We start from the raw sequence: 18910 nt of genomic DNA, 5'->3' as shown, positions 1-18910 counted from the left end.
TCACCAATTACCCCAAAGGTCGGCAAGGCTCACTCTCCTACTTCACGCTTCATTTTCCATCATTCATGCTTCTACAAGAGCCGTCGTATATCCTGGTAAGTGCAAGGATTTAGATGGGAAAGTTTGATGCAGGCAGCTTGGCGAGTTGGCTCTCTATTCGGAATTCCGCTATTTATAGATTATTCGTGGTTTTTTATTTTAGCTTTGATCGCCTTTGCGAATGCCCTGGATTTCTCACCCGTCTTGGGTCCAGTCCTCGGCGGGGGTGCGGGATTATTAATGGCTTTATTGCTGTTTGGTTCGGTTTTACTGCACGAATTGGGTCACAGTTTAGTCGCGCGATCGCAAGGGATTGAAGTAAATTCGATTACTTTATTTCTATTTGGCGGGATAGCAGCAATTGACCGGGAATCCAAAACCCCAGAAGCAGCCTTTCAAGTGGCGATCGCTGGCCCTGCGGTCAGCCTAGTGCTGTACTCGCTATTTTACCTAGTGGCTCATGGACTGCCAATCTCCGGTATCGTGCAGGTCATGGCATTAGACTTGGCAAAGATTAACCTAGTCTTGGCATTATTCAACCTGATTCCTGGTCTCCCCTTAGATGGCGGACAAGTTGTGAAAGCAGCCGTGTGGAAGTTCACCGGAGACCGCTTTCAGGGCGTCCGTTGGGCAGCCAAAAGCGGTTTAATTTTAGGTTGGGGCGCGATCGCTGTCGGAGTGGCGATTATTACGTTCAAGGATCAGTGGTTCAGTGGCTTCTGGATTTCCTTACTCGGCTGGTTTGGGATTCGCAACGCCCGTTCCTACGACCAGATGACCACCCTCCAAGAATCCTTGCTTCAGATCGTGGCGAAAGACGCCATGACCCAAGAATTTCGGGTGGTGGATGCGAACAAGACCTTGCGCCAGTTTGCCGATGAGTACATTTTGGAAGCTTCCCACTTTCCGGTTTACTTTGCGGCGAGTGAAGGTCGCTATCGCGGTTTAGTCTCTGTTGAAGATTTGCATTTCGTAGAGCGCGGTCTGTGGGAAACGCAAAATCTGCATAGTATTGTGCATCCCCTGACGGAAATTGCCACTGTTGAAGAGAAAATGCCTTTGGTAGAAGTAATTAACTGCATGGAAGCCAAGCAGTTAAATTGGATTACTGTCCTCTCACCGGCTGGGACAGTCGCCGGTATTATCGACCGGGGCGATGTTGTCCGCGCTGTTGCATCGAAGCTGAATTTACTGATTACGGAAGTAGAAATCAAGCGGGTTAAGGCAGAGGGCACCTATCCGCCGAGTTTGCAGTTACAAGCGATCGCAAAATCAACCACTGATTAATTGACACTAGAAAACGAGTCTGAATATGCTCATACAGCACTTCCAGTTGCTCGCACGCTACAACACGCTGGCAAATCGCAGACTTTATGAAGTTTGCACTCGTTTGGACGATGTAGAACGTAAACGTACCAGACCAGCCTTCTTCAAAAGTATTCACGGGACGCTGAATCACATCATGATAGGCGATCGCATCTGGTTATCGCGGTTTGAGGGCAAAGAAGTCCCCTCAACCGGACTTGACGCAATTCTCTATGAGGATTTCGACAAGCTTACCAAAGCGCGTGTATTAGAAGATGAGCGCATCGAAGCCTTCTCAGATAGTTTAAACGACGAATTCTTGAGCGGTACGATCAAGTACCGCAATAACCAAGGAAATATTTATATCGATCCAGTTGATTTGTTGATCGCACACTTTTTTAATCACCAGACCCACCACCGAGGACAAGTTCACGATCTGTTAACGCAGACTGAAATTGCCCCGCCAGTTCTAGATATGCACCGAGTTATCCGACCTTAGAGTTAGTTGCATTAGCACTATCTATCTTGATTCTGTGAGCGAATTGTTAATTCTGGCTGCGCTAAAATTTCCTGCCACTCCTCTTCTGACAAAGGCTGCACTAGCATCTCAATACCAAAACAATCGCTAGCTGCTACCGTTAAGGCTTCTACAACTGTTGGAACTAGCGCCTCTCCCGGCTGGTTAATCCCTAGCTTAACCGGCGTTACCGCCTCGCCAAACACTTGTTCAAACAGCGTCGCATCTGGTGACAAACGTATCGACCCGTGCTGCAAGATGGTATTGCCTCGCCTCATCTGGGCACTCCCAATTAATTTAGAACCATCCGCTAAAACTAAATCGGCACCCGTCGAGGTGCCAAAACAATTGGGATTGTGAATGTAACCCCGTCCTGCCGAACCATAGTGCAATTCTAGACCGAGCGATCGCCATCCCTGAATCAAAAACTCACAAATTTCCTGGTACGCTTGGATGCGACTGCCAGCGAGTCCTGACGTTACCACCATGTAGGTCAAATCGCCCTGGTGCAGCACCCCTCGTCCGCCAGTCGGACGCCGCACCAAATCCACTACACCCGCCGCAGCCAGCTGCTGCCAAGATGCAGGTAAGCGGTGTTGATGATATCCCAACGAAATTGCCGGTGGAGACCAGGTATAAAACCGTAAGGCTGGAGGATGCAAACCCAGATGGTGCTGCTCGAGTAACCATCGGTCGATTGCCATCTGGACGCGACCTGACGCTTCCAGCAGCGGAATCAAACGCCAGTAGCGGTTATTGGTCATTTGTCATTTGCCTAAAATCAATGACCAATGACCAATAACTAACTACCAAATTCAGCTTGTAAAGCTTCGTCGTTATTATCTGCAATCGTCGCGACAACGGTGACAGCGCGGGAAATTTCTCCGGGAGAAAGCTCGGCGACAGTGCGAGATGTCAGCACTGCCACTTGGTTCTCCACAATGCCAAAACGCGATTCAAACGTGTCCGACCAATTCATTTCCAGGAGTTTCCGCATCAACAGCGGTTCGTTCGTGGCAGGTAGCTTGAGAACATAAGACCAAACGGTGAAAGTATCCTCCTCGGTAATCCCCGTGAGTTGCACAAACACCTCAACGCTACCGTACTTAAATTTCCAAAGATAGCTGCTGTCTTCGCCACGGCTTACCATTGCCGTATCGTCCTGATCCAAGCTGGAGATAACGGTTTGAATTACATCAACATAGTTGACTACCGTTGCATCCTCAATCAGCTCATTGGTAACTAGATCCTCTGTTGACAGTCCTTGGGTGGAAACACTTTCCACAGCAGGCTGGTTGGTGGTCATAATACCTTCTGCTTATCGTTTTGCGGTTTGCCTAGACCAACTCTATCGCCTAGAGGCACATTTGGAGGACACCTCTAAAGATTAGTTTTTTATTTTCAAGTGTTAAGTAGTTTAATCATCGCTTATACAGCGATCGCCTTCAGCCGCTTCTTCTGATTCTCGTTACTAGGACAGCTATATCCATCCTAGTAACGAGCCTTAGCCTTGATGCCGTCTGTTGCTTCTCGACACCGTGTTTCAAACCATAAGTTGGCGATCGCTTTGTTCTCCATCTAAAGCCGTTGTCTTTTCAGAACCCGGCTTATGAGCAATCAAATACTTGCTCATAAAGTGAACTTCACTTGAAATATTCTCGAAGCCTGCTTTCTCCAACCGTTTCACCAAATCATCCGTGATGTAGTGTTTGTAGTATGGCTCGTGGAATGTTTCTGGGAAGTTTTCCATCAGTGGCACCAAGTCTGGAGCATCGCTGACCTGAATCGAGTCGCAGATAATAAAGACTCCACCCGGTTTCGTGACTCGGTAGCACTGTTCGATCACCTGCTGACGCACGGCTGCTGGAAGCTCATGGAAGAGAAACACGCAAGTAACCGCATGGAAATGCTCATCCACGTAAGGGATTTTCTCAGCATTCGCTTGTAGGAGTTGGGGCAATTCTCCAGGATTTTCCGATAACAGCTGATTCGCCTTCCGCAAGTAAGCGGGTGACAAATCGATTCCAAACAGAGATGCTTCCGGCAAAGCGCCGCGGATTAATTTCAAAGTGCGCCCCGTTCCACTTGCCACATCCAGAATGCGAACTTGTCTGGGTGGAATAGAATCAAAAGCTTTCAGCCCTTGTTTCAATGGCGCGAGAATCCGCCGCCGCATCGCATCTGCCGTACCACCAAAAAGAATTTCTACTTGCAAATCATAGAGATTCGCGGACCAGTCACTTAAGTAACCATCAGTTTGGTGGTGGAAGTTTTGCAGGTAGTAGCTTGGATAACCATCCGTAGAAATGTTTGGAGAAAAGTCTTGATGCCGCTTTTGGTTCGCCCGCTGATGCACTTGCAGCGTATCCAGCCAAACCATCGGATAATAGCGGAAAAAATCGCTCCATGAGTTATCAAACAGTAAGCTAGCGGGATATACACCTCGCTCAACATCCTGCCAATCGGCTTCGATAATCCGATCGTGCCTTTGTTTCAGTTTTTGTATAACCTCTGGCGGAATCGGCTTGGTTTTCACCTCCGGTGGAGGTGAAATTAAATTCAGCAACTGAGAATTTAATATTTTATGAGCTAAACCAAAGTAATTTTTGCCTTGCTGAAAAGTCTGATAGGTCAGCTTGGTTAAAGTCTCAGTAATAGTAGTTGCTGGGTCAAGGTTTGAGGTTGACTGCATAGAGGCTAACGATGGGTGCTGAAAACTGAGTACGACTATGAAAATGCTGCGCGGTTATATGTCTTTTTGTTAAGACATATTTCTTATGTTAACTCAGTTTCGACAACTGCCATCTGTCTCCAGTGGGACAAGAAAAAGCGCCACCCTTATGGGTGGCGGGCTAGGGATGAGTTGTTTTCCAGGAAGGGGATACCCCACCCCACAGCTTAGAACGCTTTAAGAAAGGCAAGCTCTAGATTTGGCAGGAATGCTTAGCAAAAACGTCAAGCTTTGTTCCTACACAATTTGCCTTCCCATGAGCGAGAAAAGAAATTAGCAATCATAGTAGAGAGCGAACTCGTAGGGATGGGGGCGCAGCCGCATCGGGTTGACTTCGTTATCGAGCTTGTATGAAATCCAAGTCTGGATGAAGTCTGGGGTGAACACGCCCGTCTCGGTCAAGAAAGCGTGATCGTTTTCCAACGCCTCCAGGGCACCTTCGAGCGATCCTGGGGTGGAAGGAACATTCGCCAGTTCCTCTGGGGTTAGGTCGTAAATATCCTTATCCAGGGATTCACCGGGGTCAATTTGGTTTTTGATACCATCTAGACCCGCACAGAGCATGGCAGCAAACGCCAAGTAGGGGTTAGAAGTCGCATCCGGACAACGGAACTCTAAGCGCTTCGCTTTAGGATTGGTACCAGATAGCGGAATCCGAATCGAGGCAGAACGGTTTCCTTGGGAGTAAGCCAAGTTCACGGGTGCTTCAAAACCGGGCACCAAGCGCTTGTAAGAATTGGTTGTGGGATTGGTCAAAGCCAACAGCGCCGGTGCGTGCTTGAGGATGCCACCGATGTAGTGCAACGCCATTTGGCTTAAGCCAGCATACTTATCGCCTGCGAATAGCGGCTGCCCATCCTTCCAAATCGACTGGTGGGTATGCATCCCAGAACCGTTGTCGTTAAACAGTGGCTTCGGCATGAAGGTGACTGTTTTGCCATATTTCTTGGCAACGTTCTTGATGACGTACTTGTAAGTCATCAGATAGTCAGCAGCTTGCACCAAAGTTGCGAAGCGGAAACCCAGTTCGCACTGTCCGCCGGTAGCAACTTCGTGGTGGTGCTTTTCAATCGGCACCCCGCACTTCGCCATCGTCAGCAGCATTTCTGTCCGCATATCTTGGGAGGTATCCGTCGGCGCGACTGGGAAATAACCCTCTTTGTAGCGGGGTTTATAACCGAGGTTGCCACCCTCTTCTTTTTTCCCAGAATTCCAACGTCCCTCGACGGAGTCTACGTGGTAATAGCCTTCATGCTGGTTTTGGTCAAAGCGGACATCATCAAAGATGAAGAACTCAGCTTCCGGGCCAATGAAGGCTGTATCGCCAATGCCGGTAGAAATTAGGTAGTCTACTGCCTTCTGAGCAATGGTGCGGGGGTCGCGGCTGTAAGGTTGGCCCGTCCGGGGTTCAATAATGCTACAGACGACGCTTAAGGTCGGCTCTGCCATAAATGGGTCGATCCAGGCAGTTGTCGGATCTAGCACCATTGCCATGTCTGATTCGTTGATGGCTTTCCAACCCCGGATACTAGAGCCATCGAAGGGTACGCCCTCGGTAAAGCTACTTTCGTCAATTTGGTCGTGATACATCGACAAATGCTGCCAGATACCCGGCATATCGATGAACTTGAGGTCAATGATCTGGATGTTTTTTTCTTTGACGTAAGTCAAAAATTCTTGCGGGGTCTGGAACATTACGACGGACTCCTTATTTTCTAAGCTGGCTCAGTCTGGAAAGCAGAAAAAACAGTAAGAGCGATCATCAGGGTTGGTGAATCGTCAAGTCAAGAGGGGGAGAACCTGGATTGAAAGCAAGCATTTTCAGGTGAGACTTCCCGATCCAGAAGTACAACTTTCCTGGCTGAAAATCTTTTGTCTCCTCTTTTGCCCATCTCAAGAACTCTCCCACTCAATTCCCAGTTGGCGCTTACGCGCCGCTACGCTAACAGTCTTCAGCCTTTTTTCAAGACGTAAGGCATCGATGTACTGGATCATCCTAGGGATAGGTGCCAGGAGATTTTGTATTCAGCTATACAGAATAAGGCAGTTGCCGTTTGACTTAAAGCGGGAAAAAGTTAAAAATTGTAGCGAGATTTACAAAAAAATCTTATAGGCGGCAACAATTTTACTAATCAGTAGCTTTGGCTACTTTTGTGCGGGGGGAAGCATGATGTTTAATTTAAATACGGATTTTGATCAAGATTTTGACGAACAAGAGGCATTTGAGTATCGTCCTGGGACGAGAGTGGAGCTAAAGCAGCGTCCTGGGGTGGTTGATATTATTGCTGAATATGACCCGATGATGGTGCCGCCTATTTGGTTGCTCAACGATCCGCAGCCGCGATATCCAGAAGAGCTGACATTACTGCCAGTGCCCATGAGAGGGGTCTGTTGGTTGAAGCCGGTGAGCCGTCGAAAAGCTGGCTCTACGGGTCGGTCACGGGATGGCAACCAGATGCGTCAGAAGGCTTACAGCAGCATCCCAGAAAAAATTGCCCGCTAAAAATTGCCGCGATCGCTCTCAACAATGTGGAGATGCTTGTGGAGATGGATATATGCTAATGAAAGTGTTTGTTGTTGTAAACTACACCCTAGAAACTGGGTATGCAACAGCACACTAAACAATAGAAAATTATCTATATAGCTTGTTGTTGGGAGAGCAATTTCATGCGCGACGCAGTCACAAACCTGATTAAAAATTACGATGTTACGGGTCGTTACCTGGATCGCAATGCCGTAGATTCCCTGAAATCCTATTTTGAAACCGGCACAGCACGAGTCCAGGCGGCTGCTGTGATTAACTCGAATGCAGCTTCGATTGTGAAGCAGGCAGGGTCACGGCTGTTTGAAGAACTGCCGGAACTGATTCGACCAGGCGGAAATGCATATACGACTCGTCGCTATGCTGCTTGTCTGCGGGATATGGACTATTACCTGCGCTATGCCAGCTATGCGTTGGTTGCAGGTGATACGAATGTGCTGGATGAGCGGGTGCTGCAAGGTCTTCGGGAAACTTACAACTCTTTGGGAGTGCCGATTGGCCCCACCGTAATGGGCATCCAAATCATGAAGGACATTGTGAAAGAACAAGTGGCTGCGGCTGGAGTTGCAAATACAGCATTTGTAGATCAGCCCTTTGACCACATGACCCGTGATTTAAGCGAACAGGATGTCTAAGCAGCAGATGGCAACGAACAATTAGCCATTCGTCATTAGCTGAAGAGCGATCGCACTTTTTACCTAGTACTGGGGGTAGAGTGCGATCGCTTTTGTTTATGCTGCGCTGACGCTAATTTGAAGACACCAAAAGCCTATCTCGATGACAAACTCTCAACACTTAAGGGAACTAGATCGCCATGATTGGTAAATCCTAATAACATTGGCTCTTGCGGTCGAATAAACTTACCTGTCAGTACACAGCGTTGTTCTTGCTGCGCTGTAGCGGGGACGCTAGAGAGGATATCAGACCTAGAGAATTGAGGTTTATAATCATCGGATTTCTGCTGCACGTAGTTCCAGAGGATATCTCGAATCAAAGCTTGATATCCCTGATGACCTGCGAGTTCTTTGAGTTCTTCCTTCAGTTCTCTCTCCAAGCGTATGCTGGTGACTTCCATTTCAGTGGTTGAGGTGCGAGGTAGGGTACGCATGATTTTTTCTCCTAAAATTTGTGGACAGATTAGTAATACAAGTGTAGTATATTGAAAGCCAGATTCAAGTTAAACCGTTCAAGAAGCCTTCCTGTGACACATATACCTGCTTTCTCCATCTCAGCCAGCGATTCCGACTCCTTAACGAGTTGGGAATCAGCCGGCGCGGGCGTGGAGTTTCTTTTTATGGGTGGATATGGTTGTCAGAGACGAGGTACGGAGATTGATCAAAATTTGGATCGCAATAATGGTGGGAGTCTGCGGTTTGCAGAACTCAAACTAAACAAACAAAGCGGGAGGTACAGGCTAAAAGTAGCCGTACCAACATAGGACGAGAAGACTCAAAAAGTTTTTCCAACCCCCGCTTCTAATTACCAGAGGCGGGGGTTAATTGTATGAGGAGCCAAGTCGTGACAAGCGCAACTGACGTGTTAGGTAGGTCGGTAGTCGTATTTTCCCAGAACTACTTGCCCATAAGCCGGGTCAATATTAAGCGAGCGATCGCTCTGTTGATCGGTGGGAAAGCCGAACCTTTGCAGTTTAGCGATGCACCTGGCTGGCAAGTGCGATCGCCCAGCGTGGTAATCGAGGTGCCAGAACAAATTCGCCTCACCATCACGAGTGCAGAGCGAGTTTGGAAGGTTCCCCCAGTGAACCGTCGGGAATTGCTGCGGAGAGACCACCACACCTGCCAATACTGCGGTAACACGAAACAGTTGACGATCGATCACGTCCTACCCTTATCAAAGGGCGGAAAACACACCTGGGACAACGTAGTGATTGCCTGCGAAAGGTGCAACCAACGCAAAGGCGATCGCACCCCGACTCAAGCGGGAATGCCCCTTCGCACCCAGCCTAAAGCCCCCATGCACCCTGCTGTTGCCTTTGCCGAACAGTTCTGGCGCGAACAGCACGATCACCTGGATTTGTAAGGAGACACCAAGCAATGCTGAAATTAACTTACACAGAAAACGGCTTTTACTTGGAGTGTCTGGCTCAATCTCTGGAAGAGTGGGTGACACGGCGGGTGATTTTAGCGCTGCGAGTGGGTACCCCCATCTCAGTCGAACCCAGCACCGCTTCCTTCTTACTTCCGGCTAGTTTGCCAGAAATCGGACGGTTGGTAGAGGAAGCACAGCAGGAAGGTTCGGAAATTATTGGCTTGTGTGCTTGCGATGCCGAGTACGTTGAAGTCAGCCTGCACGGTAGCTGGGTGGACGGAGGCTCGAAAAATGGAGAGGGCGTTTTTGTGACTGCAATGAGCGATCGCGCTGAATTCTTCCTCTTCAAGCTTTGGCAAGATGCACAAGCTTGCACCTCCTCCTTGAGGTAATCAAATCACTTTTGGGGTGGGTCGAAAAACCCACCCTTTTTCTTAGTATTTGTGTGGACATTTGCCGGATAATACATCAAACTATTGGTATGTCATAGCGGGATACCACACTGAGATTGATTAAACATTAGTTATGTCAGCCAGCAGCAATACCAAAGAAAGCAGAATTGATTTGAGACTGAGCCAAGAGCAAAAAAAGACGCTTGAAAAGGCAGCTGCACTGATGGGACTCAGTGTAAGTTCTTATGTGCTTTGCCACTCACTTGATGCTGCCAGAAAGGACATTGCCTTTCATGAAACACTGGTTTTGTCAGATAGAGATCGGGATCTCTTTTTGTCGATACTAGAGAATCCGCCTGAACCGAACGAAGCTTTAAAATCGGCGATGTGTGAATATCAGGAGTACGAAAAGTAATACTTTGTGGAATGGATTTTTCACCCTCTCGATAGCAGTGTAAGGAAGGATGCTTTCGACTGCGGAGTTCCAAAGTTAAACGATTACCTGAAGCAATACGCTGGACAAAACGATAGAAAAGGCATTGCGAAAACCTTTGTTGCTATTCCCAAAGAAGATGGTAATGAAGTTGTTGGCTATTACACCATCAGTATGTCTAGCATTACGTTTGACTCGCTTCCAGAGCAACTAAGAAAAAGATTACCCCGTTATCCTGTTCCCGCTATGTTAATCGGACAACTTGCCGTTGACACCTCAATGCAAGGGAGAGGATTGGGAAAAAGATTACTAATGGATGCTCTTAGTAAAGCAGTTCGCCTTGCAGATGAAGTAGGGATTTTTGCAGTTAGAGTTGATGCTCTGGATGATGAGTCAAAGCAATTTTATCTGAAATACGGTTTCGTTCCCTTAATTGATTATGAATCCTCGCTTTTCCTACCAATGGCAACAATATTAAAGAGTCGTAAATAGCAGGTAGTTTCGTCGCTGTGGTCAAGCAGATTTATTGTTAAATGGCGAACTAGGAGCTTCACCCACTTGATTCTTCCTCTTCAAGCTTTGGCAAGATGTACAAGCTTGTACCTTCTCCTTGAACTAACTGTAGGGGCGCACGGCTGTGCGCCCTTTTCTTGAGAAGCGATCGCATATCTTGCAGCCTTGGCGATTAGAAATCGCGGCTATACAAACGAAGTCCACCTGCGCGGACTTTTGAAACCTGCGGAGGCAGGTTTTGTGTATGTAGGCGCGAATTCTATTCGCCAGCTTCACTAGAACACCTACCAAACGATGTAGTCAAACAGGAGCGATCGCTAGCCTTGAATAAATTTAAGCGCAGCACCGTTCATGCAGTAGCGTTTGCCAGTCGGGCGTGGACCATCGTTAAATACATGGCCTAAATGCCCACCGCAGCGATGGCAATGTACTTCAACTCTAGTCATAAAAAGTGACTTGTCTGTAGAGGTACCGACTCCCCCTTCAATGGGAGCATAAAAACTAGGCCAACCAGTATGGCTGTCGAATTTCGTGTCAGAGGTAAACAGCGGTAATTCACACGCCGCACACGCATAAATTCCTTTACCGTATTGCTTATCAAGCGGGCTAGTTCCAGCACGTTCGGTACCGTGTTTACGCAAGACGTTAAACTGTTCGGGCGTCAAAATTTGACGCCATTCTTCCTCAGTTTTGTTGATTTCAAAATTATTGTTTGAAGCTGCCATATCTCCCGAATTCCCAATTAGATTGCGTGATAACCATGCCGCGCCTACAATTACAGCGCCAGCTTTTAAAAGATAACGTTTTTTCATGCTGCATCATTCAGTTGTCAATGTGAGGCGAGCCAGTTCAACTTTGAGAGAGTTTATTTGGCTCTATCTCTAGGATGCGCGATCGCGCTCATGCGAAGCGAGGCGTTAGCCTAGCGCCGACCTGTTGGTTCGCTCTGAATTAAGTTTGATAGCCGGATTAAAATTCGCTAAGAAGCCTAGAGCAGATAAAGAGGCATCGGCTCAAATTTGCTTGAGATAGAACTCAAATCGTTCCCGGAATTGTTCAACTGTCAGATTTTGAGTCCAATATTCCACTAAAGCGTGACCAAATGCCCAAGCATTGCGTTCTGGTGAAGCGGGGTTTTCCAGTAGTAAAGGCCAAAGGGAGAGCAAGTCAAAGTTGATCGGGTTTTCGCCCGGATTCAAGAGCGAGAACAAATCATACGCCATCTGGAGTTTGCCAATCACAACGGGCAATTGCTCCACGGGAATTTGGTCTGCCAGCACGTATGCTAGATTTGGTCGTCCGGTTGTCAGTGTCGCAATGAACTGGAGAACGGGACTTTTGAGGAGTGCAGCCAGTCCCTGTGTCGTTGTCATCTGAAAGGTGTAGCGGTCGATGATTTTGGCAGCAGCGACAGTGCGGGCATCCAAGTTACGCAAAAAGCGGGCAAGGCGGAGTTGCTTGGTAGGCGCGATCGCATCCACCAGCGCCAATGATAGCGCGTCCATTCCCCACGCAGTTCGACTCGTTTTCGTGTCACCTGTGACGACGGGTAGAACCAAATCGCAGAAGTCGCCTAGAAGCTTCGCCCGATACTCGGTCGCTTCCCGAATCGCCTTTTCCTTTGGGCGATCGCCTGCTTGCCAGTTGTAGGGAGGTTCCCACTCGCGGATGGGGCGCAGACGATCCACCTGAGTGACGATGGCGATCGCGCTCAAGTCTGCCACTTCCGCCTTCATATCTTTGAGAAAGTCCACATCCATTTGCAGTGCCGGATCGAGGGCAGGAGTGACTAAGAGCAGCAAATCTGCATTGGTGGCATAATCCAGCACAAGCTCTCGTAAATCCGCCCGGTTCACTTGTTCGTACCCCGGCGTATCCCAAAGCGTCAGGGTTTCCCCTAATTGGCTCTGCCAGTGGTAATTCTGAATTTTATCGGTGCTGGGCAACACATCCACGGCGGCTCGATCTGCTTGAAATAGCGTATTAATCAAGCTGCTTTTTCCAGATCCGGTTCGTCCCACTAGCAGAATATTGACAGGTTTTTGCTCAACCGCTTCGACGGGTTCTGTTTGAGCCAGGATGTCTCGGAGGGTTTGCGTCTTTGCCTTGGGTAGTGTCGGTGTGGAAGTAGAGGATTCTGACTCTGGTAGTGTAGTCGTTCCTCCATAGAGAGCGATCGCTTGCCGACATAAGTTCCGCAGAGCGGCTTCCCGAAGCATCTGGCTCAAATTCCCCAGCAATTCCTGATTTGCCTGATTACTGGAACGCTGAGTGACTTGTTTTGCTACCGCCACCACCGGATTCAAGAACCACTGTGCCCAATTCCAGGCTTGCCAGAGTTTCCGAGCCGATGGTTCCAGCTTGCGGTAAACTCCGTATGCCTCGTATGCCTGCCCAATCGTGACCCGATCGAGGGCAGGAGATAACTTCTGTATCCAACCGTCCAGATCGTCCACCGTTCCCCGAATCAGTCCGTAAGCTTGGGTAACGTGAATGTTGAGCAGGGGATACTTTACTTCAGGATTGTAGACATGAGCGATCGCACTGACCAGATCCTGACATCGCTGCCAAAAGGTTTGCCAATCTTCCCAAATCGGGCGATCGCTCTGTGCTGCTTTCAGGATCTCTTGATAAGCGACTTCCGCTTGATTTACAGCATCATTTCCTGCTGGTAGCCCTACCGTGTCGCCTGCACCAGATTCTAGTTCGGCGCTGACCTCCGCCATGACCGATTCTATTTGCGCGATCGCCGGTCGCGTCCACTTCACTAGCAGCCAACGCCAACCCACAAATACAACGGTAAACACGCCCCAGATCCAATTAATCCGCCACTCGTGAATCTGCAACCCTGCCGATATCAGCAAGAAACCAACGATCGTTGCGATCGGCGTTGCCAACACCACCCACTGCCACACCTTTAATTGCACCATTACTCCACCCCTCGATTAGACTTCTTATACCGTTATTGTCGATCTAACTGCCTCTGATGCTAGACCCCATGATGCGGGATAGCATGACGAATCAGCGTGTACGATCGCTGATTTCTTCGCGTGAAGTAAAGCTACACGGCGTGTGCGAAAGCAATATGAGAAGAGCAAATTGCCAAGATGATCCTATGCCATAATTTTAATCGCACCATTGCACTATGCCTGCTTAATAACATTTACTCGCTATGTTCGCTAACAAAAAGCTTATTAATAGTCTTGTTTCTAAGATTGGCAAAATAGAAAAAGAAACACTGGCTGCTATGCGCGATGGGAGAGTTGAGCAAGAGCCAGCAATTACTGATAGATTACTAGGCGTTATGGAGTATGTCTTGAATGGTCAAACCACAGCCGGAGTGAAATGGACGGTTAAGACACTTACAGATAGAGGGCGAGGAAGCCAAGAAAGCGAATTTGGTGCTGACTTCTTAGCAGCATTGGAGCTTTCGCTAGACGGCTACCAAGTTGCAAAAGGATTTTTAGCACAGTCAAAGCTTGTTGAACCCAGTCAGACTTTTAACAGTAACGAAGTCAATCGCCTCAAAGAGCAATGCGAGAAGATGTTATCGCATTCCTCCGCCTCCTTTGTTTTTCTCTATTCTCAGCAATCTGGTATTGTTATTGTTCCTGCACTAGAAGTTCTCGCAGCCAGAGATTGTAACCCTCATGAACTTATAAGCAGACCCATGAAAAAGTTCTATCAAGAACACTTCGAATGCTTTATAGGAGATAGAGATATCCGTTGTGCAACTCCTAATGCTTTGGAAGGATTACGCACTCGCTATCAAGCAAGGCAATTGGTTTTCTTGTCTGGCTCTCAAGAGAATGAATCTGTTCAACTGGATCTGTTCAACTTCTGAGACAATCATTCAGGAAGGCCGCTAGATGGCTGTCTATTTTGTAGATAACAGTGCGCTGGTCAAACGCTACATCGGTGAAAGTGGTTGAGCATGGGTTTTGAGTTTGTTCAACCCCGTACTAAACAACGACGTACTAATTGCTGCAATTACAGGTGTTGAGAGCGTCGCTGCAATTACACGACTGGCGCGTGGCGGAAGTATCAGTGCTATGGACGCGACAGCAGCGTGTGGTCAGTTCAGGAGTGGCTTGCAGTGTGAGTACCAAGTTGTCGAAATCACACCGAGCTTCATCAATTCTGCGATGGCATTAGCGGAAGCAATTGGATTAAGAGGCTACAACGCAGTTCAGCTAGCGGTAGGTCGTGAGATAAATGCCCTCTGCATAGCTAGCAGTTTGTTCCCTGTAACCTTTGTATCTGCTGACGACGAGTTGAATGTAGCGGCAGCAAGTGAGGGTCAGCTCATTGAAAACCCCAATGACTACCTATAGGAGACTAACATAACAACGAGCGATCGCTTTTCGTAAAATAGAGCGATCGCTCTGTTCGTATAAATTGGTTTTGGTTGCACGTAGGAAGCAATGCCATCGCCAATGATTGGGCTATTCTAGAAGTAGAGTTAGCCAAAGTTGTCGATTAGAGGAGCTATGACAACCGCTACACCAGCAACTAATCCACCTGTTGTCCCAAAAAAGCTGCCTTTTTTGGAGTCAATCTGCTGGCAGACAGGAGATGTCTATCGGTTTACTCCGGAGCAAATGCTGAGTCGCTATGAGCGGGGTTGGAAATATCGCCAGCTATTTAGCAATCTTGAAGGCGAAGAACTAAGTTTTCTCAAGGAACTTGCAAAACGCTACAATTCTTGGCTACAAGCCTGTTTATGACCTTCAGGTTAGATCACCATAATACAATCCTCACGATTCTTGAAAGTTTAGATGCTGAGGTACTTAGGAGGGGTTCTGCTTACTTCGCTGGGGGAACCCTTCTTGCACTTGATTTTGAAGAATACCGCTGGAGTAAGGACGTTGATTTTATTTCACCTGTTGGTGAATCAGGCTATAAGTATCTCCGCACAGTCATATTTGATGATGGATATGAAGCATTGTTTCACGATCTAAGTAGAATTCAAGTTGGACGTGGCACCACTGACCAGTATGGAATTCGGATGATAGTCATTGTTGATAATATCCCCATTAAGATTGAGATAATCGCTGAAGCTCGGTTTCAACTAGACCCACCAAGATATCCAAAATGGTCGCCTGTTGCCTGCTTAAGCCTAAATGACTGTTTCACCTCTAAGTTGCTTTCAAATTGCGATCGCTACATGGACGACAGCGTTGAGGCAAGAGATTTAATCGATTTAGCAATTCTTAGGCTGCAATCTTCGATTCCACAGGAATCAATTGAGAAAGCTGAGAAAGCGTATGAAGTTATACGTCCTTTAAAACTTGCGATCGCACGCTTTCAGGAAAGACCCCATTACAGGCAGGAATGCTTTCTCAGTCTGCAAGTTGATAAAGTTAAGATACCCAGAATTATTGACGGTGTTGATTTCCTAGCTACCGATTTAGGCTTGGCTACTACCGAGAGACATTTTAAGGAGCAGCATGATATTTTTACTGATTGAGAAACACAAGAGGGAATAAGGGAAGAGCCATAACCATGCAAAAGTGACACTATGCTAACGGTAACGATTGAGGAAATTTAGCGAAGATATTGCAACTTACCTTCACCAAGTCGAAGCAGGTGAGACTCTTATTGTCATGCAAGCAGGAAAGCCAGTTGCTGAAATTAGACTGATTTCACCAACCGTTAAGCAACTTCGACCTTTTGCTCTTTGTGCCGGAGAGTTCGCTGTACCAGATGATTTTGACACTCCATTAGCAGAAGACATTTTGACCGCCTTTGAGGGACATGAAGCTACTGCTTGATACCCATGTGTTTCTTTGGTTCATCAGTGGCGATTGCCGATTATCAAATGACCGCAAGGGCAGTATCCGCGATCCAGACAATAAGGTATATCTGAGTGTTGTCTCAGTGTGGGAAGCAATTATCAAGTATCAATTAGGCAAGCTACCACTGCCAGAGTCTCCCGGAACTTATCTACCCAAATAGCGCGATCGCATAGCGTGCTGTAAGCATTTGCCATCTCATCGCCAGTCTTCATCCAGAGAAAAATAGTGTTGCTCAACTTGCAAAACTAACCCAAAGTTTTTTTAAGATTTCAAGTAGTGATTGCTATTCTGCATCTATCGCGGGGAATAATAGTATTAAGTAGATGACGCTATGTTTTTCTTTAGGCAATGAGGAATCAGTTTTAGTAGCAGCGATGAAACTTCGAGAAGCTAGGTCACTAAGGCTTGTGGATATGGAAATGACGATTGGACGATAGTGGTTAATAATTCAACCGTTGAGGGTGAGTGAAGATTTTACAGCTTCATTCTTTGCCTGCTGATTAAGCAGCTCGGTCACAGTTTCATCTGAAAGTTCAGGAGATTCCATAAGCGCGAAGCGTGGAAATTACTGAACTCTTGAACACCTTGTTAAGCAGTAATTATACGGAAGGTTTTGGGAGCAGCAAACTAGCTTCCTGAAACACTTTGCTCTTGAAAGCTAGATTTTACTTCAACTCTAACGCCCTGAATTGGAGCAGAACATGATTCAAACTACAGATACAGCTAAGTTTTCGACGACTGACCTAAATCGCTTTGCTGAAGAACTCAATCGAGATGGAATTTGTGTGATTCGGGGTCTGTTTGACAGAAGATTAATCGAAGAGTGGGGAGACGCTTTTAATGAATTATTCCAAAAGCGCCAAAATCAACCGGGTGGTCTGGCACCTCGCGAACAAGCCCGCTTCTATCTAACCTTCCCCTGGGTTGCTCCCTTTGCCAATGTAGATGTGTTTGCGAATCCAGTCATTTTGGGGATTCTCAATCGCGTATTCTACCAAGAATATAAGATGGTGCAATTGGGGGCTGATATTCCAGTACAGGGTTCGGATTACCAAGAAATTCACCGGGACTTTCGCCCACTTTTCTCAGATCAGATAGTAACGCCACTCTACGCGCTGGCGGTTAACTTTCCACTGGTAGAAGTAACGGCAGACAATGGACCGTTTCAAATGGCACGGGGGACTCATGTTTTGCCTCGTGAGGAAGGGTTAGTGAAAGTGGCTGCTGGCGAAATTCCGATGGAGTCCTTTTATATGCAGCCGGGTGATGTGATGATTCGCTCGCCCCTGGCGCTACATCGAGGCTCACCGAACCGGACAAACACTCCCAGACCGATGGTTGTGATGGGCTATGTGATGCATTGGCTGCACACCGCGAAAGTAGACTTGACTGTGCAACGGGACTATTATGAAAGTCTGCCAGAGGAAATAAGGGAATTACTGCGGTGCCACGTGGTAGAGCAGTTGCCAGAGAACAAAGTTGAAACCTACGTGAATTTCAAGTATTAGGACGCTAATGTCTCAATTTGAGCCGACGCCTGAAGAATTCTCTAGCAAGCGCACCTACACCAATCCGGTGTACAACGGCTATTTTGCCGATCCGTTTGTTTGGGAACACGAGGGAGTATATTACGCAATCGGCACGGGTGCAGCAGAAGCAGAGGGAGAGGTGGACGAAATCGGCAAACGGCGCGTCTTTCCCCTCCTGCGCTCTGAGGACTTTGTAAGCTGGGAGTTTGCGGGTAATGCACTGCTGCGCCCAGACGCTGCTTTGGGAGATAACTATTGGGCACCCGAAGTTGCTTATTGCGATCGCAAGTTCTATCTCTACTACTCCGTAGGACACGAAGACAAGCGGCATCAGTTACGGGTTGCAACGAGCGATCGCCCCTTGGGGCCTTATCAAGACATCGGTGAACCCCTCATAGACCCTGAATCGTGTCCTTTCGCTATCGATCCCCATGCCTTTCGGGATGACGATGGGCAATGGTATCTGTTCTACGCCCGCGATTTCTTAGATACAGAAGGCGGAGTAAGGGCTGGAACGGCGCTGATGGTAGACCGATTGATAGGGATGACAAAACTGGCTGGAGAGGGGAAAGTTGTTTTACGCGCCCGCTCTGACTGGCAGCGGTTTCTAGCGAACCGTTTGATGTACGGCGATCGCTATGATTGGCATACCTTAGAAGGTCCCAGTGTCCGCAAACATGGCGATCGCTACTACTGCTTTTACAGCGGTGGGCGTTGGGAAACTGAAAACTACGGTGTCGATTATGGCGTTGCAGATAGCGTCATGGGTCCCTACTCGGATGCGGGGAATGAAGCAGGACCCCGCGTATTGAAAACTGTTGTCGATCGCGTTCTCGGTCCCGGTCATAACTCAATCGTTGTCGGTCCCGATGGTAAAACTGATTACATCGCTTACCATGCTTGGGACACGGGCAGGTCGGCGCGGCGAATGTGCTTAGATAAATTGATTTGGACGGCGGATGGCCCGCGCTGTGAGGGTCCCACCTGGACATCGCAGACTATCTAACAGCGAATAGCGATCGCGCTTACCGAAACCGAAGCAATTCTAGCGATTGCTGGCGG

General features: G+C 47.8%; 23 protein-coding genes and 1 pseudogene. 17 read left to right on the top strand and 7 right to left on the bottom strand.

All coding sequences use genetic code 11. The features are described 5' to 3' along the window. Nucleotides 1-126 precede the first annotated feature (126 nt). Nucleotides 127-1326: a site-2 protease family protein gene (locus tag NC994_RS03610; RefSeq protein WP_190434297.1), complete on the top strand. Its 1200-nt coding sequence runs from the start codon at nt 127-129 to the stop codon at nt 1324-1326. A gap of 25 nt (nt 1327-1351) precedes the next feature. After that, nucleotides 1352-1843 (top strand): DinB family protein, encoded by a 492-nt coding sequence (locus tag NC994_RS03605; RefSeq protein WP_190434295.1) that lies wholly within the window; start codon nt 1352-1354, stop codon nt 1841-1843. Nucleotides 1844-1860: 17 nt separating this feature from the next. Here NC994_RS03605 and NC994_RS03600 read toward each other — a convergent pair whose 3' ends face one another. The 4 genes from NC994_RS03600 to glnA form a co-directional block, all read right to left on the bottom strand. Continuing rightward, on the bottom strand, nt 1861-2625 hold the full coding sequence (locus NC994_RS03600) for a biotin/lipoate A/B protein ligase family protein (protein ID WP_190434293.1): 765 nt from the start codon (nt 2623-2625) through the stop codon (nt 1861-1863). A 38-nt stretch (nt 2626-2663) separates the two neighbouring features. Beyond that, complete coding sequence (locus NC994_RS03595; RefSeq protein WP_190430709.1) at nt 2664-3167, bottom strand: YbjN domain-containing protein; 504 nt, start codon at nt 3165-3167, stop codon at nt 2664-2666. Between the two features lie 237 nt (nt 3168-3404). Continuing rightward, nucleotides 3405-4517, bottom strand: a complete 1113-nt coding sequence (locus NC994_RS03590) for a methyltransferase domain-containing protein (RefSeq protein ID WP_190434531.1) — start codon at nt 4515-4517, stop codon at nt 3405-3407. A 348-nt stretch (nt 4518-4865) separates the two neighbouring features. After that, nucleotides 4866-6287, bottom strand: coding sequence for a type I glutamate--ammonia ligase (gene glnA, locus NC994_RS03585; RefSeq protein WP_190412373.1), 1422 nt, complete (start codon nt 6285-6287; stop codon nt 4866-4868). A gap of 472 nt (nt 6288-6759) precedes the next feature. On the opposite strand from glnA, the gene NC994_RS03580 reads away from it, so the two are divergent. From NC994_RS03580 to apcB, 3 genes are read left to right on the top strand one after another with little or no spacing between them, the layout of a single operon-like run. Next, the gene (locus NC994_RS03580; RefSeq protein WP_242030399.1) at nt 6760-7095 is read left to right on the top strand and encodes a hypothetical protein; all 336 of its coding nucleotides are present in this window, start codon (nt 6760-6762) and stop codon (nt 7093-7095) included. Beyond that, nucleotides 7085-7213, top strand: a complete 129-nt coding sequence (locus NC994_RS03575) for a hypothetical protein (RefSeq protein ID WP_277879670.1) — start codon at nt 7085-7087, stop codon at nt 7211-7213. Before NC994_RS03580 ends, NC994_RS03575 begins: the two co-directional genes overlap by 11 nt. A gap of 46 nt (nt 7214-7259) precedes the next feature. Next, entirely contained in the window at nt 7260-7769 is a 510-nt protein-coding gene (apcB, locus tag NC994_RS03570) for an allophycocyanin subunit beta (RefSeq protein WP_190434291.1), read from the top strand. A 134-nt stretch (nt 7770-7903) separates the two neighbouring features. Here the strand turns inward: apcB and NC994_RS03565 are convergent, their stop codons facing one another. After that, nucleotides 7904-8242: a hypothetical protein gene (locus NC994_RS03565; protein ID WP_190412375.1), complete on the bottom strand. Its 339-nt coding sequence runs from the start codon at nt 8240-8242 to the stop codon at nt 7904-7906. 410 nt (nt 8243-8652) lie between these two features. Between NC994_RS03565 and NC994_RS03560 the strand changes: the two genes are divergently transcribed. From NC994_RS03560 to NC994_RS03545, 4 genes are all read left to right on the top strand, one after another. Continuing rightward, entirely contained in the window at nt 8653-9174 is a 522-nt protein-coding gene (locus NC994_RS03560) for an HNH endonuclease (RefSeq protein WP_190412857.1), read from the top strand. A gap of 14 nt (nt 9175-9188) precedes the next feature. After that, nucleotides 9189-9575 (top strand): alr0857 family protein, encoded by a 387-nt coding sequence (locus tag NC994_RS03555; protein WP_190412376.1) that lies wholly within the window; start codon nt 9189-9191, stop codon nt 9573-9575. 133 nt (nt 9576-9708) lie between these two features. Then, entirely contained in the window at nt 9709-9990 is a 282-nt protein-coding gene (locus tag NC994_RS03550) for a DUF1778 domain-containing protein (protein ID WP_190430711.1), read from the top strand. 6 nt (nt 9991-9996) lie between these two features. Then, entirely contained in the window at nt 9997-10500 is a 504-nt protein-coding gene (locus tag NC994_RS03545; protein ID WP_190434289.1) for a GNAT family N-acetyltransferase, read from the top strand. A gap of 338 nt (nt 10501-10838) precedes the next feature. On the opposite strand, the gene msrB is transcribed toward NC994_RS03545, so the two are convergent. Both msrB and NC994_RS03535 read right to left on the bottom strand, forming a co-directional pair. After that, entirely contained in the window at nt 10839-11333 is a 495-nt protein-coding gene (msrB, locus tag NC994_RS03540; RefSeq protein ID WP_190434287.1) for a peptide-methionine (R)-S-oxide reductase MsrB, read from the bottom strand. Between the two features lie 201 nt (nt 11334-11534). Further along, on the bottom strand, nt 11535-13451 hold the full coding sequence (locus NC994_RS03535) for a GTPase family protein (protein WP_190434285.1): 1917 nt from the start codon (nt 13449-13451) through the stop codon (nt 11535-11537). A gap of 242 nt (nt 13452-13693) precedes the next feature. Here NC994_RS03535 and NC994_RS03530 point away from each other — a divergent pair, with 242 nt between their 5' ends. The 8 genes and pseudogenes from NC994_RS03530 to NC994_RS03495 all read left to right on the top strand — a co-directional run bounded on the left by NC994_RS03530 (nt 13694) and on the right by NC994_RS03495 (nt 18854). Then, entirely contained in the window at nt 13694-14365 is a 672-nt protein-coding gene (locus tag NC994_RS03530; protein ID WP_190412382.1) for a hypothetical protein, read from the top strand. Nucleotides 14366-14462: 97 nt separating this feature from the next. Beyond that, nucleotides 14463-14855, top strand: a complete 393-nt coding sequence (locus NC994_RS03525) for a type II toxin-antitoxin system VapC family toxin (RefSeq protein WP_199299550.1) — start codon at nt 14463-14465, stop codon at nt 14853-14855. 156 nt (nt 14856-15011) lie between these two features. After that, nucleotides 15012-15248: a hypothetical protein gene (locus tag NC994_RS03520; protein WP_190412383.1), complete on the top strand. Its 237-nt coding sequence runs from the start codon at nt 15012-15014 to the stop codon at nt 15246-15248. Then, nucleotides 15245-15991, top strand: coding sequence for a nucleotidyl transferase AbiEii/AbiGii toxin family protein (locus tag NC994_RS03515; protein WP_190434283.1), 747 nt, complete (start codon nt 15245-15247; stop codon nt 15989-15991). Before NC994_RS03520 ends, NC994_RS03515 begins: the two co-directional genes overlap by 4 nt. Nucleotides 15992-16058: 67 nt before the next feature. Next, nucleotides 16059-16295, top strand: coding sequence for a type II toxin-antitoxin system Phd/YefM family antitoxin (locus NC994_RS03510; RefSeq protein WP_242030398.1), 237 nt, complete (start codon nt 16059-16061; stop codon nt 16293-16295). Beyond that, a pseudogene (locus NC994_RS03505) lies at nt 16279-16567 on the top strand (type II toxin-antitoxin system VapC family toxin); the annotation flags it as partial. The gene NC994_RS03510 and the pseudogene NC994_RS03505, both read left to right, overlap by 17 nt. A gap of 453 nt (nt 16568-17020) precedes the next feature. Further along, complete coding sequence (locus tag NC994_RS03500; RefSeq protein WP_190434278.1) at nt 17021-17827, top strand: phytanoyl-CoA dioxygenase family protein; 807 nt, start codon at nt 17021-17023, stop codon at nt 17825-17827. A gap of 7 nt (nt 17828-17834) precedes the next feature. Next, the gene (locus NC994_RS03495; RefSeq protein ID WP_190434276.1) at nt 17835-18854 is read left to right on the top strand and encodes a glycoside hydrolase family 43 protein; all 1020 of its coding nucleotides are present in this window, start codon (nt 17835-17837) and stop codon (nt 18852-18854) included. The last annotated feature ends 56 nt before the right edge of the window (nt 18855-18910 follow it).

Source organism: Trichocoleus sp. AS-A1 (genome assembly GCF_039962015.1).
In the GTDB taxonomy this organism is placed as follows: Bacteria; Cyanobacteriota; Cyanobacteriia; order Cyanobacteriales; family FACHB-T130; genus FACHB-T130.
The sequence above is the reverse complement of the archived record's forward strand: the minus strand, read 5'-3'. Positions and strand labels throughout refer to the sequence as shown.